Below are 14,401 nucleotides of genomic sequence, written 5' to 3' on the forward strand. Positions count from 1 at the left end.
TTACTCTTTTAGTTTATCAAACCTTCCTATCTTTAAGCGAATCTTACACCTCTAACAAATGAGTTCTTAGAGATTACCCTAGGAAACATGCTATACTTAAACAAATAGAGAGGTGATGTGCTATGTCATTTGACGGCATTGTAACCCGGGCAATCACTCACGAAATAAATGAAGAAGTGAAAACCGGAAGAATCGTTAAAATATATCAACCAACCGAAACAGAACTTGTATTTACAATCAGAAAAAACCGGACCAACCATACGCTTTTGTTATCCGCTCACCCGAGCTACGCGCGTTTTCATCTAACAAACGATCAATACCACAATCCTAAAGAACCACCGATGTTATGTATGCTGCTCAGAAAGCACCTTGTCGGTGGATTTCTTGAAGAAGTGGAGCAAGTAAGCATGGAGCGTATCGTCAAATTCCATGTCAGATCCAGAAACGAAATTGGCGATGAAACGATGAAGACATTAATTATCGAAGTCATGGGGAAACATTCCAACATTTTACTTGTCGATACAGATCAAGGGCACATTATCGACAGTATTAAACACCTGCCCCCTTCGCAAAACCGTTATCGGACCGTCATGCCTGGACAGCCATATAAGCTGCCGCCTGAACAAGGAAAAACCAATCCCATAGAGCTTGAGGCCGATCAATTGGTGAAAAAGCTTGACTTCAATGCAGGGAAAATGGATAAACAAATCCTTCACACGGTCATGGGATTTTCGCCTGTTCTTACAAAGGAAATTGTTCACCGTGCCCATTTAGGAGGAACGGAAGCGCTTAAGGATGTCTATTCTTCCATAAGAGCGCAAATCATTGATCACACTTACCAGCCGATCATTTATAAAGGTGAGCGCGAACAGTTCTACGTCCTTCCACTTACCTATCTGCAGCAGGAAGGGAAAACATTTTCCACGGTAAGTGACATGCTCGACCGCTATTATTCCGGTAAAGCCGAACGTGACCGTGTCAAACAACGTGCTGGCGACCTTCATAAATTTTTGAAAAGTGAACGGGAAAAAAATAAACGCAAAATCAAAAAGCATGAGTCAACACTTAAGAAATCAGAATCAGCTGACGATTACCAACGAACTGGTGAGCTGCTCACAGCACATATGCACATGGTAAAGCAGGGCGATGAAACAGTCACAGTCGTTGATTATTATGACCCTAATCAAGGCGAGCGAACCATTGAACTCAACCCGAATAAAACACCAAGCGAGAACGCCCAAAGCTATTTTCAAACCTATCAAAAGCTTAAAAAATCGAAGCAGGTTGTGCAAAAAGAAATCGTGAAAGCAGAAGACGAAATTGACTACTTTGACCGTCTTATTCAGCAAGTGGAGTCAGCAAGAGAAGAAGACATTGAAGAGATTAGAGAAGAATTAAGAGAACAAGGCTACATGAAGAAAAAGCGCTCGGCTAAGAAACAGAAAAATAAACCAGCAAAACCTAAACCAGAACACTATACAGCAAGCAATGGAACATCCATTTACGTCGGCAGAAACAATAAGCAAAATGAATATTTAACCAATCGTCTGGCAAATAAAAAAGATACATGGCTGCACGCCAAAGACATTCCTGGCTCCCATGTCGTTATTCAGGATGAAGCACCGACAGAAGATGTATTGTTTGAAGCGGCTCAGCTGGCAGCCTATTTTAGCAAGTTCAGCCAATCTTCCTCTGTCCCGGTGGATTATACGCTCATCAGGCATGTGAAAAAACCTTCTGGTGCAAAACCCGGGTATGTTACCTACGACAATCAGCAAACATTATATGTAACTCCTGACATTGATATCATTCGGGAAATGAAAAAGTAATTATTAAGCCGTTTTAAAAAAGAAGTGGCTTCAGCTTGTAGAGAAACTCTTGTTTTTCTACAAGTTTTTTTATTCTTCGCTCGTGGGCGAACGCCGAACCTTATGTTTATTAAGATGAACCGAACCGCCACTAGTAGCTAGATAGGTGTAGCTTCGGAATAAAGTTTAATCAAAAATATTCCACAAAAACTCATTTTGGGGCAAATAAAGCTTAAAAACCTTGTCCAACCATAACTTTCCAGTCGCTTTCTTGTTTTTAAATTAGAAATGTAAGTTCATTTAAGTTGCCACCTGAAACCCAACGGTTGCCTCGTTCTGAAAGGTGCTTTATTCAGCCTCGAATTATTAGGTTTTAGGGTTTTCTTTCATTTCAATCAATAAAACGACTGGTTTTTGAAATAATAAAAGTGAAGGGAGTGAAAATCATGGCTCAAGGAAACAAAAAGCTCTCAAATAAAAACGCACAGCAACATGCAAGGAAAGAAGAGAAACAACCAAGAAAACGCCAGCCATAAAGAAATGATCTAGAACCAAATGCAAAAAAATGATGGGAAGTTCCTCAGGCTGTCGAGAAAGTCTCGACAGCCTGTAAGTTTTTTATTCACTTTATAATATTGGTTGTGGTTATGTGACTAAGATTCTCATAACCACAACCAATTTACAATTTGGCCAATGGAATCACGTCTTTGGGGATCCCATATTAATAGAGGCGGTCATTGATCGCTTTAACCATCATTCACATTTAGTTGTTTTTACTGGAGAAAGTGTTAGATACAAAAAGTCCTTATTACATCGATAAAATTGAGGTGGCAAGTGGCATGCATTTATGAATGCCATTTCCTACACATTTTAGTCCAGTTAATTTCTTGGTTCTTCTTATAATTACATATGCATTAATTGATGGCATTCCTTCTAGTGTAACGGAGATTTTCGAGCTCTTAAGTACAGCTTTCTTTATAGCATTATTTATGTTTATTGTGTGCTACACATCTCTCAAGAAATCATTCAAGAAAAACAGAGATTTATTAGATGATTGATCAGATGAGCAATCTATTTTGAAAGATTGCGCTCATCTCGCTTCCGATACTAAGCCTAAATAGCCCTGTTTAAGATTGTTCAACAAGCGCGCCCTTCGTATTAATGGAAGACTTTCTATCAAGATATATCACCGAAATGTTTCAGCCTCCGTTTCTGTTAGCCACTTATCTATTGCTTTAACAAGAAAGTAATACTCATAACCAATTTTTATGTAAGGAATTTTACTTTTTGTAACATTACCATCTTTCTTTGGCAATATTTTTTCTAATTGCTTGCCACTTACACCTAAATATTCCTTTAATTCTAAATGACCCATTAATTGTTCCTCTGATTTTGTATTCACGTTAACTTGTTCAAGTCCTTTTTGAAAGCTAGCACTATTATTTATTGCACTAGAAACCATCCAAGCTCCAGCAAAAATACATACTCCTAAAATTATAAGAGATAAACTAATTGTTATTTGTCTCATAATATCCCCCTCTAAATTACTTAAGTGGACCATTACAAATGCCAATTATTTCAAAGCATCCCCAAGAACTCAATGCTTTTCCACAAAAAATAGGCTTATCTTTACTACAGATAAGCGCCCTTTTACTGAAGGATTGATATACAGCATTAATCTTATTTTTTAATATTACTTATCCCAATTCTACTGTTACTTTTCCTGTAACTGAACAGTAAATGGCTTTAACTTATAGGACTTAGCAACCTTCTCAAAGGTTTGTTGTATATCCTTTTTTGTTGCCTTTCCTTTATTTTCAGCTTCCGAAATTATAACAATATAGTTTATCCCATTTTCGTAGTCTTGACTCATGATTAAACCAGTCGAGCTATAGCCTTTAGATTCCAATTTTTCAGCAACCTCTTCTACAAATTCAGATTGTTTCCTAAGATCAAATTGAGTTTTATCTACACTTTCAACTTCTGTAGAGTCATCTGCATTAACTTGTTTCTGCGGTGTCTCATTTTTATTCATAAAGAAGAATATGACTACAAGAATCGAACTAACTGCCAGAACTCCAAGAAGGACTTTTTTCATTCTAAAACCTCATTTTATTCGGATAGTTAGTATATAGTATGTCCAAGAGTTGTTATTGAGAAGTAAAAGAGAGCATGGTAGTAAAAAATGAAGAGGTTTGCTTTTACTTGGTAGAAATGTGTTATTTAATCAGTCTGCATGGCTACAAGCTGGGGCTTAAACCAACACAGGCTTCATGACACCCCATCTGACACTGTACATGACACGGTATGGATCCTCGAAAACTCCCGTCCTGAAGCGGTTCAACGGATGGAAATATAGGCGGAAGCAAAGCTGAAAAAACGTTTATAAAAAAGAATTGAAAAAAATACAGAAACAGAAATCCAACATCGGCACCAAATAAAGTCACATTTTCAGACCAGAAGCGACACCAACCTGCTCCCTCATTTCGATTATAAAAGTAGACCAACTGAAATGAGGATGAATGGAAGATGAATATAGAAGCTGTTCGCAACCTTCAATCGTTTCCAAATACGAAAGAACTGAACCTCCGCGTTCGAGGGTTCTTATTCCACCACAAACAAGAACTTTCAGAAGGAACCCTTGCCGTCTTACGTTATATTTGGCGGCATTCCGTAAAATATCCAGGTGTTTCCTTCGCAAAACTAGAAACCATCCAGAAGAAAACGAACAAAAGCCGGAGCACCGTAATCCGGGCGATCAATTGCTTAGTAAACAAACAGCTACCCACACGCGTACCCACCATCCGGCCAAACGGGAAACGAGGAGTCAACATCCTTGTATTTCGTGCAGATGGGGATGAACGATTACCAGAAACAGAAATCAAACAAGAGTCCGCTCCCGTCTCCCAAGCCTCTTCTCACCAAGGCGATGCCCCTAAGGAGAATCTCTTACCTGAAACGGAAACGGAGCAAAGCAAGACTCATATAGAAAAAAGCGCACCTGTGTTCGACACGGACTATTTACCTTCTTACATACCTGAAACCTTTATTGAAGTCGCTCGTCCATTTTTATCACCGAAGGAGATTTTATCAGCCTGGCAAAGTGTACAACGTGCCTATAATAAAGCGAACCTGAATCAACCGATTGAATATTACATCGAGAGGATTAATAAGACATTCAAACAATCCGTTTTTGCAAAGCATCATGGATTAATCAGGAAAACATTTCTTGGCTATTTTTACGGAAGCCTAAAAGAAACCTTCATTCAAATCGTTCGGGAAGAGGTCATGGCCGACCCATCGAACGTTTATTATGACTGGTTAAATGAAGAAGCTTGATTTTTTAATTCTATTTGTTGAAATCTATTTTATTAAGCTAAATTCTTTAGTTTGTACATTAGTTCAAATCCTGTTTTTTTTCGAACTACCTTCACAATGATATGACAAGTCCTCAGACATCCACACTTGACATCTAAAATATTCCATTAAAATAACTGATGGACTCTTGTTAATTTTTAAAATACTTGATATATTTAAGAAGACAATTGTATAGGTGTAGAAATAGGTGCAGCTCAGTGAATTCATTTAGCTGCTTAAAAGGGAAGTTCGGTTAGAACCCGACGCTGTCCCGCAACTGTATTTGGGAGCAATTCGAATAAACCACTGTTTTCATGGAGTATGGAAATGGGAAGGTTCGAGGAGCGATGATCATAAGCCAGGAGACCTGCCTGTTTTTAGCGAACACTAAAACCTACGCGGACAGGAGGTGTTAAGGGCGAGAATAGCAGGAATGCTACATGGTTTGTTTCATTACCATGTTTTATTTTAATATACGCAGCTTAACAACTTCTTTTGGAAGTTGTTTTTTTAATGGTTAAAAAATCTAGTGACCATCATGCTTGAGGAGGTACCCTTTGTTTGGTTCAGTCGAGTATTATTCCCAATTATTTAAAGCTTATATTATGAACAATTTAGCTACAGATCAAAGCTGTCCATTGCGAACAAAGTATTCACAGTGGAGAGCTGAGGTTATGAACCAGGAATATAAACCCGAGAAAAAAGAAGTGTACTTACAAAATCTCGAAAAGGCTTATGAGAAAATATATGAAGAGGTATTTAGAACCCCTAAAAAGGAAGATGGGGACTTATAAAGGGATAAAGGATTCATCTCTTTTGTAAGCGGTTTCCTAGCGTTGACAATATTAGGAGGGTCATTGATGGCAGAACAAACTGTGTATAAACCCGGTCTAGACGGAGTCATTGCTGCAGAAACGGGCATTTCTTATTTGGATGTAGAAGCTGAAGAAATTGTGATCAGAGGGTATGAATTAATCGAGTTGGCGGAGGAAAAGAAATACCTGGATTTGGTCCATCTTTTGTTACATTGTTCATTACCTAATGATAGCGAACGAGCATCACTTCAGCAAGAACTAAAGCAGGAATATCGTCTTCCTCCCAAATTCTTTAGGCTGTTTGAGCAGCTTCCGGAAAAAACGCACCCCATGGATGCATTACGTACGGGGATTTCAGCGCTTTCAGGATATGATGAGAGGTTAAACGAGCGCAATGAAGAAGAAAACTTAAAGAAAGCGATTCTTCTTTTGGCAAAAATCCCAAATATCGTTGCAAACAGTTACCATATTCTTCATGGCCAAAAGCCAGTAAAGCCTAAACAAGACTTACCTTATAGTGATAACTTTTTATATATGATTACTGGAAAAGAACCGAATGCACGTGAAGCAGCTATTTTCGATCAGTCATTGATGGTCTATAGTGAACATGAAATGCCGAACTCCACCTTTGCTGCACGAGTCATCGCCTCCACGAATGCTGATATTTGCGGGGCTCTAACTGGGGCCGTGGCATCTTTAAAAGGAAACTTACATGGCGGTGCCAATGAGGCGGTCATGTATATGCTGCTTGAAGGAGAAACGATCGAAGGTTTCCGTTACCTGCTCTATAAGAAGCTGAAAAACAAAGAAAAAGTGATGGGGTTCGGTCACCGAGTTTATATGAAGAAAATGGATCCAAGGGCTGCATTGATGAAGGAAGCCTTACGCGAACTTGCTGAGGACAAAGGGCGTATGGATTTATTCGAAATGTGTGAAGCAGGAGAAACCCTTATACGTGAAGAAAAAGGTTTATATCCAAATTTGGATTATTACGCAGCACCTGTTTATTATTTGCTTGATATTCCAATCGAACTGTACACACCGATCTTCTACGCATCCCGTACATTAGGTTTGTGTGCTCACATTTTTGAACAACATTCCAATAATAAATTGTTTAGACCTCGCGTACATTACACAGGACCACGTGGGCTTCACCCTTAAAAAAGCGATAGTTGACTTTTCTTTCTCTCCGATCGGCTGCGACCGGGCGGAGAGGCACTGTACATATTTTTAAAGAGAGGTGGAGAATGTTATGACAGAAGTGAAAATGAACACAGCTCAATCAACAGATCAAGTAGTGGAACAAATTGCCGATTATGCGGTCAATGGAACGATTTCGAGTGAGGAAGCGCTCAAGACAGCGCGTTATGTATTAATGGATACCTTAGGGTGTGGTTTACTGGCGCTTCGTTACCCAGAATGCACCAAACACCTTGGCCCGATTGTACCTGGGACGGTCGTTCCTAACGGCGTTCAAGTGCCAGGAACACAGTATAAACTAGACCCTGTCCATGCCGCGTTCAACATTGGATGTATGATCCGCTGGCTCGATTACAACGATACGTGGCTTGCAGCCGAATGGGGGCATCCTTCTGACAACCTTGGGGGCATTTTAGCTGTGGCCGATTACTTAAGCCGCGAGCGTGTCGCTGAAGCCAAGGTACCTCTTACGATGGACTCTGTGTTGGAGTACATCGTAAAAGCGCACGAAATACAGGGCGTTCTGGCATTAGATAATAGTCTGAACCGTCAAGGCTTAGATCATGTTTTGTATGTAAAAGTGGCAACAACCGCTGTCGTTACGGCGATGTTAGGCGGAAGCAAAGAAGACGTCGCCAATGCCGTTTCCCAAGCGTGGGTGGATAACTCCAGCCTTCGAACATATCGTCACGCACCAAATACGGGTTCAAGAAAATCTTGGGCTGCTGGGGATGCGACAAGCCGCGGAGTTCGACTGGCCCTTATGACGATGAAGGGGGAAATGGGATACAAAACCCCATTATCTGCACCAGGCTGGGGTTTCCAGGATGTACTTTTTGACGGGAAAGAATTGACGATTGCCCGCCCATTTGACTCCTATGTAATGGAAAATATCTTATTTAAGATTTCTTATCCAGCCGAGTTCCATGCGCAAACGGCAGCCGAAGCAGCGATTCAACTTCATGATCAAGTGACTGATCGATTGGATGAGATTGAAAAAATAGAAATAACAACCCACGAGTCTGCTATTCGAATCATTGATAAGAAAGGTCCTCTGCATAATCCAGCGGACCGCGACCATTGCTTGCAGTATATTACAGCGACAGGCTTAATTTACGGCTCGTTAACAGCGGATCATTATGAAGATGAAACCGCCCACAACCCTCAAATTGATCGATTAAGAAGTCTGATGGAAACGGTAGAAAATGAACAATACAGTCAAGATTACCTCGATGCTGACAAACGATCGATCGCTAACGCCGTACAAGTCTTTTTCAATGATGGATCGAAAACAGAACAGGTAGCGATTGAATACCCGATCGGACACCGCCGCCGTCGTGAAGAAGGAATCCCGCTTCTATTAAACAAGTTCCACGACAACTTAAAAACGAGTTTCCCTGCTCGTCAAGTCAAAGATATTTATAGGCTGTGTGAAGATCAAAAAGAACTTTCACTTAAACCTGTTCACGAATTTATGAACTTGTTTAGAATTTAATTATGTATATTTAGCCAAGGAGGCATTGTAATGACTTGGATTGTGGAACCAAAATCAACACAGATCGAGCGTGCTGAAAAACTCAAACACCTTATTAAGAAAAGTGAAATAGTAAGAATCCCTGGCGCCCATGACGGAATGTCAGCTAAAATTGCAAAGGATGTCGGTTTTCAGGCATTATATCTTTCAGGTGCTGCTTACACAGCCAGTCGAGCTCTGCCCGACTTAGGAATGATTTACTCCAATGAGGTAGCAGACAAAGCTACCGAACTGGTGCGTGCGACTGACCTCCCCCTTTTAGTCGATATTGATACCGGCTACGGCGGTGTATTAAACGTGGCCCGAACGGCGAGAGAGATGGTAGAAGCAGGAGTAGCTGCTGTTCAGATTGAAGATCAGCATCTCCCTAAAAAATGTGGACATTTAAACGGTAAAAAACTGATCGACCCGGAAGAGATGGTACAAAAAATTAAGACGATTAAAGAGGTGTCCCCTACCCTTGTGATCATCGCAAGGACAGATGCAAAGTCAGTAGAAGGCATCGACAAGGCCACTGAACGCGCCAATCTATATATCGAGGCAGGAGCCGACGCCATTTTCCCAGAAGCGCTGACGAGTGAGGAAGACTTCCGCAGAGCTTCGCAAGTGATTGCTGCACCGTTATTAGCCAACATGACTGAATTCGGAAAAACACCCTATTTTACTGCCGAAGAATTCGAGTCGTTTGGTTTCGGCATGGTGATCTACCCGGTCACTTCCTTACGTGTGGCAGCTAAAGCATACGAACGCGTCTTCACGGAGATTTTTGAAAAAGGTGCCCAGGAGGATATGCTTGACGATATGCAAACGCGTGAGGAACTGTACGAAAAGATTCGCTACTATGATTATGAACAACTCGATCAAAAGATCGCCCAAACCGAACTACCTGAAATCGGTAAAGAAAGGAAGTAAACTTAAATACAAAAGTCCCGTTCTCTGCATGATGCAAAGAATGGGACTTTTGTACGTTTATACATCTCAATCTATTTCGAAAAGTTGAAATCTTCCCACTCCCAAATACAGTTACGGGACAACCTCGGAGTCTAACTGAACTTCCTTTTTAAGCTCGCTAATTATTCAGAATTGCGACCTTCCTGGAAGCCTATTTATTTTGTTTTCATAGTTTGCTTTTTAAAGTCCCTCTTCTAGTTTGTCTCCATTGTACTCGTGATCTCAATTTCTTTTAAGGCTTGTGATGCTAGTCTGTCCGCTTCCCGATTCCCTTTTCGTGAAATTAATTCATAATCTGGATGAATACCTAGCAGCTTGAGCTTATTCTCAACTCGGTCAGCCCATTTTGACAATTCCTCTTCTAAACACGGCCACTCTCCATTTAATTGATTGATAACAACCTGGGAATCACCGACAAACTTAACATTCAAATGATGAACATTTAAAAGCTCTAATTCTCGTAATCCTAGATGAAGGGCAGCATACTCAGCCTCGTTATTTGTATCAAGTTCTTCAACTAAGGCGTTTTTTCGCAACCGAAATGATTTTCCATTTTGCTCATAATAAATGGCACAACCTAAACCTGATTTTTTTGTTTCTAGGTCGAAACCACCGTCAAAATAAACGGTTACGTTGTGTGGTTCCGTTTGAATTCCCTCCATATATTTCTTTAATTCCTTCAACGTCCACGAACTTTCAAGGCTGTCGATGAACGTTACATTCTTCGTGCGCCCTATGCTCTCTAAATCTTCAGCGATTAATATGGCTTTTCCTGCATGGACATCATCAGAACTAAATGTTGTATCTGTCCCTTTTGGTGTTTTATATGTTAATTCGATTCTAACCTTCATAATAAGACCACCTTTTCTAGGATATAATGACTCTACAATTGTGCCCTACCTTAGGCAAAATTATTTCATTTTAAACTGACTTTCACAATAGCTAGACTCCATACTTATACGTTCCCCACCAAAATTGATTTAAAATTATGATAATAGCTTCTTGGTTGTTTACTCCTTCGAAATCGATTATTATAGGAATAGCGATTTTTTAAAAGAGGGGCGTATTTATGAAACGATCCATTTACGGATTGACGTTTGAACAACTGACAGACTGGCTTACGGATCACGGAGAAAAGAAGTTCCGCTCCAAACAAGTGTGGGACTGGCTCTATCAAAAACGTGTCACTGAATTTTCGCAAATGAAAAATGTCAACCAATCCAGCATCGATCTCCTCGATGAACACTTTACGATCGAAACGTTAACAGAAGAAATCAAACAAGAATCGAAGGACGGGACGGTTAAATTCCTGTTTAAATTACACGATGGAAACGTCATTGAAACCGTGCTTATGCGTTTTAATTATGGACTTTCGGTTTGTGTGACGACACAGGTCGGCTGTAATATCGGCTGCTCGTTCTGTGCGAGCGGAGTGTTACGTAAAAATCGTGACTTATCAAGTGGTGAGATTGTCGAACAAATTATGCAAGTACAGCAGCACCTCGATCAACAGAACAAAGACGAACGCGTCAGTCACATTGTCGTCATGGGCATTGGCGAACCATTTGATAACTATGATAACTTGATCGACTTTTTACACGTAGTCAACGATCAAAAAGGGTTATCGATCGGTGCCCGTCACATTACCGTTTCCACAAGTGGGATCGCACCGAAGATGTACGAGTTTGCGGATGAAGGGATCCAGATTAATTTAGCCTTATCAATCCACGCTCCGAACAACGAGCTGCGAACAAAAATCATGAAGATCAATCGGGCGTATCCGCTGGAAAAATTAATGCCTGCGATCGATTACTATTTAGAAAAAACGAACCGACGCATTACCTTCGAGTATATTTTGTTGAAGGACGTCAACGATCATAAGAAAGAAGCCGAACAGCTCGCTGATCTCCTCGCCAATAAACGTCACTTATCATACGTCAACCTAATACCGTATAACCCAGTCGCAGACAACCCGTATGAACGAAGTGAGAAAGAGGCAATTCTCACCTTCTATCAAACCTTGATGGATCGCGGGATTAGATGCGGTGTTCGTACCGAGCACGGAACTGACATCGATGCGGCATGCGGCCAACTCAGAAGCAAACAAATTGAAAAAGAAAAAGCCCGTAAAAAGAAAAAATTACAGGCAAACTAAAAGCATGAGGCTCCTAGCCTCATGCTTTTTATATCCACTTATATGGGGACCTCATTAAATCTAATTTGTTTGGCCTGCATTTGTCTTGGAATCAACCTTAGGTTAATTGTATTGCAACCTTAAGATCCCGCCATAATGAGATATGTAATCAATTAAAATGAACAACGACGATTACCCAATATACCCCTTTTGTTTCAAATAGTTGACGATTAGCTGGACGGATTCCTCCAACGTTTGTTTATCCGTTTCTATCGTAACCTCTGGATGGATAGGCTCCTCATACGGTGCATCAATTCCAGTAAAACCTTTAATTTCACCAGCACGTGCTTTTTTATATAACCCTTTAGGGTCACGTTCTTCACATGCTTCTACGCTGCATTCCACATAAATTTCAATGAATTCCTTCTCTCCAAGTAACTCTCTGGCATGATCCCGATCCTCTCGGTAAGGAGAAATAAATGCCGTTAGAGTGACTAGTCCTGCATCAACCATAAGATTGGCTACTTCTCCAATGCGACGAATATTCTCCTTACGGTCTTCAGGGCTGAAACCTAAATTTTTATTTAAACCGTGACGAACGTTATCTCCATCCAAACGGTACGTGTGGACACCCAATCCATGAAGTTCTTTTTCTAATGCTACAGATACTGTAGATTTCCCTGATCCAGATAACCCCGTGAACCATAAAACGACACTCTTATGTTTTTTTAGCTCTCGTCTATCTTGCTTCGTAACTTCTGACTCATGCCATACAATGTTTGTTGATTCACTCATCTTTTTCCTCCTAAAACCATCCGTAATAGACAATCGTGACGGTAATCGCCATCACGATTAAACTTAAGGGGGTTCCTACTTTAATATAATCAGTAAACTTATATCCGCCTGGTCCATAGACAATAAGGTTTGTCTGATAGCCAATAGGTGTGATAAAACTAGCAGATGCTGCAATAGCGATCGTAACGGCGAACCCCATAGGATCAAGTTGCAAGCTGCTGGCCATTTTTAAGCCAATTGGAATCATTAATATCGCGGCAGCACTATTTGTAATTAACTCGGTAAAAATGTTCGTTAGCAGATAAATGAATAGGATGATCACAAACAATCCTAGCGGCTCTCCTATCGCCAATAATCCATCCGCAATCCATTGAGCCAGCCCCGTTTTCGTCATAGCCACCCCGACCCCGAAGGAACTGGCAATCAGGAGCAATACCTGAAACTGGATATACTTCTTGGCTTCCTCCGCTGTAATCACCCTTGTTACTAATAACAGAATCACTGCTATAGCCATGGCTTTAAACATACTAAATACACCCAGTGTCACCAGCGTGATCATCGTTAGTAGTATGATGATAGACAACCAACCTTTAACAGGGTTTCGATTAAAGGGATGCGGGGTATCCAAGGGAGACAACACATAGAAATCACTCGACTGTTGATATTTTTCAATAAAATCTGTACCCGCTAGCAGTAGTAATATGTCCCCTGGTTTAAGCACAATATCACCAATTTTACTTTCAATCCGTTCATTATTCCGATGGACGGCAATTACACCAGCATCATACCTTGATCGAAACTGTGCTTGTTTAATAGACGCAGTTAATAAAGAAGATTGATGCGAAACAACAGCTTCGACGAGCTGCGTATTGCCGTTGTTTAAATCATCAAGATCTAAGTGGGTCCCTGTCTTTAAGGTTAACCCTTTCGTATGCTGTAAATCCGCCATTGTAGAAATTAACCCCGTAAAAATCAATCGATCTCCCGTTTGGATGACAGTGGTAGAACGGACAGGAGATATCCGTTCCTTTCCACGAATAATTTCGATTAAATAGAGTCCTTCCAAGCCTCTAAGTCCGGCTTGCTTAACACTTTGATTAATAGAAGGAAAAGTTGATTCAACGATTAACTCCGAAATATACTCTCTAGAATCCTCTTTGACTTGCTGGCGAAGCCCCTTGTGTTCAGGTAATAATTTATAACCCACTGTAAAAATATAGACAAGTCCCACAATTGCTATGGGGATCCCAATAACAGCTAACTGGAAGATAGAGAAACCCTGATAACCATAATCAACTAACATGCCATGAACGACTAGATTTGTAGATGTTCCCATCAAGGTAATTGTCCCACCGAGAATCGTTGCGTAGGATAGGGGGATCAAAAACTTTGAAGGTGCAATATCATGTTCCTCACACCATGTTTTAATCATGGGTGTAAAAGTAACGACAATGGGCGTGTTATTTAGAAACCCGGAAAGAAGAGACGTAGGAACAAAAAAACGCACCATGGAACCTAGCAAACTTTTACTTCTACCAAGCCAGGATTTCATCATGTCTTCAATGATCCCACTTTTCTGTACAGCCCCTGCCACAACAAACAAGAGGGCAATGGTGAGCATTCCTTGATTGGAAAATCCCCTCAGTGCCTCCTCTGGAGTGAGGATACCCGTTATCAAAAAAATAGTAAGCACTGAGAAGACGACTATGTCAGGTCGCGCTATTTCAAAAAGCAGCCCGCCTAACATAGCTATAATCATGACTAAAACAAAGATCATCTCGAATGACATGAGATAACATCCATTTGA

The 14,401-nt window shown here is 40.6% G+C and carries 12 protein-coding genes, 1 pseudogene and 1 riboswitch; of the genes and pseudogenes, 8 read left to right on the forward strand and 5 right to left on the reverse strand.

Features of this window, described 5'->3' with window-relative positions:
* The first annotated feature begins 122 nt into the window (after nt 1-122).
* Entirely contained in the window at nt 123-1,829 is a 1,707-nt protein-coding gene (locus MUO15_RS04520) for an Rqc2 family fibronectin-binding protein (RefSeq protein WP_245033822.1), read from the forward strand.
* A 625-nt stretch (nt 1,830-2,454) separates the two neighbouring features.
* Nucleotides 2,455-2,628 (forward strand): annotated as a pseudogene (locus MUO15_RS04525) (ATP-binding protein); the annotation flags it as partial.
* A gap of 366 nt (nt 2,629-2,994) precedes the next feature.
* Here the strand turns inward: MUO15_RS04525 and MUO15_RS04530 are convergent.
* Both MUO15_RS04530 and MUO15_RS04535 read right to left on the reverse strand, forming a co-directional pair.
* Nucleotides 2,995-3,336: a hypothetical protein gene (locus MUO15_RS04530; protein WP_245033824.1), complete on the reverse strand. Its 342-nt coding sequence runs from the start codon at nt 3,334-3,336 to the stop codon at nt 2,995-2,997.
* Nucleotides 3,337-3,522: 186 nt separating this feature from the next.
* On the reverse strand, nt 3,523-3,906 hold the full coding sequence (locus MUO15_RS04535) for a hypothetical protein (RefSeq protein ID WP_245033826.1): 384 nt from the start codon (nt 3,904-3,906) through the stop codon (nt 3,523-3,525).
* A 431-nt stretch (nt 3,907-4,337) separates the two neighbouring features.
* Here MUO15_RS04535 and MUO15_RS04540 point away from each other — a divergent pair, with 431 nt between their 5' ends.
* From MUO15_RS04540 to prpB, 5 genes are all read left to right on the forward strand, one after another.
* Entirely contained in the window at nt 4,338-5,147 is an 810-nt protein-coding gene (locus tag MUO15_RS04540) for a helix-turn-helix domain-containing protein (RefSeq protein ID WP_245033828.1), read from the forward strand.
* 207 nt (nt 5,148-5,354) lie between these two features.
* A riboswitch (cobalamin riboswitch) is annotated at nt 5,355-5,554 on the forward strand.
* A gap of 168 nt (nt 5,555-5,722) precedes the next feature.
* On the forward strand, nt 5,723-5,959 hold the full coding sequence (locus MUO15_RS04545; protein WP_245033830.1) for a hypothetical protein: 237 nt from the start codon (nt 5,723-5,725) through the stop codon (nt 5,957-5,959).
* A gap of 66 nt (nt 5,960-6,025) precedes the next feature.
* Nucleotides 6,026-7,141 carry a citrate synthase gene (gene mmgD / locus MUO15_RS04550; protein ID WP_245033832.1) on the forward strand — a complete coding sequence of 372 codons (1,116 nt, stop codon included), beginning with the start codon at nt 6,026-6,028 and terminating at the stop codon, nt 7,139-7,141.
* A gap of 91 nt (nt 7,142-7,232) precedes the next feature.
* Nucleotides 7,233-8,675, forward strand: coding sequence for a bifunctional 2-methylcitrate dehydratase/aconitate hydratase (locus tag MUO15_RS04555; protein WP_245033834.1), 1,443 nt, complete (start codon nt 7,233-7,235; stop codon nt 8,673-8,675).
* A gap of 30 nt (nt 8,676-8,705) precedes the next feature.
* Entirely contained in the window at nt 8,706-9,626 is a 921-nt protein-coding gene (gene prpB / locus MUO15_RS04560) for a methylisocitrate lyase (RefSeq protein WP_245033836.1), read from the forward strand.
* A gap of 233 nt (nt 9,627-9,859) precedes the next feature.
* On the opposite strand, the gene MUO15_RS04565 is transcribed toward prpB, so the two are convergent.
* Entirely contained in the window at nt 9,860-10,516 is a 657-nt protein-coding gene (locus tag MUO15_RS04565) for a reverse transcriptase-like protein (protein WP_245033838.1), read from the reverse strand.
* Between the two features lie 218 nt (nt 10,517-10,734).
* On the opposite strand from MUO15_RS04565, the gene rlmN reads away from it, so the two are divergent.
* Nucleotides 10,735-11,820: a dual-specificity RNA methyltransferase RlmN gene (rlmN, locus tag MUO15_RS04570; RefSeq protein WP_245033840.1), complete on the forward strand. Its 1,086-nt coding sequence runs from the start codon at nt 10,735-10,737 to the stop codon at nt 11,818-11,820.
* A gap of 171 nt (nt 11,821-11,991) precedes the next feature.
* Here rlmN and cysC read toward each other — a convergent pair whose 3' ends face one another.
* Both cysC and MUO15_RS04580 read right to left on the reverse strand, forming a co-directional pair.
* On the reverse strand, nt 11,992-12,594 hold the full coding sequence (cysC, locus tag MUO15_RS04575; protein WP_245033842.1) for an adenylyl-sulfate kinase: 603 nt from the start codon (nt 12,592-12,594) through the stop codon (nt 11,992-11,994).
* A gap of 10 nt (nt 12,595-12,604) precedes the next feature.
* Nucleotides 12,605-14,383: an SLC13 family permease gene (locus MUO15_RS04580; RefSeq protein ID WP_245033844.1), complete on the reverse strand. Its 1,779-nt coding sequence runs from the start codon at nt 14,381-14,383 to the stop codon at nt 12,605-12,607.
* Nucleotides 14,384-14,401: the final 18 nt, after the last annotated feature.

The sequence above is a fragment of the Halobacillus amylolyticus genome (genome assembly GCF_022921115.1).
GTDB lineage: Bacteria > Bacillota > Bacilli > Bacillales > Halobacillaceae > Halobacillus_A > Halobacillus_A amylolyticus.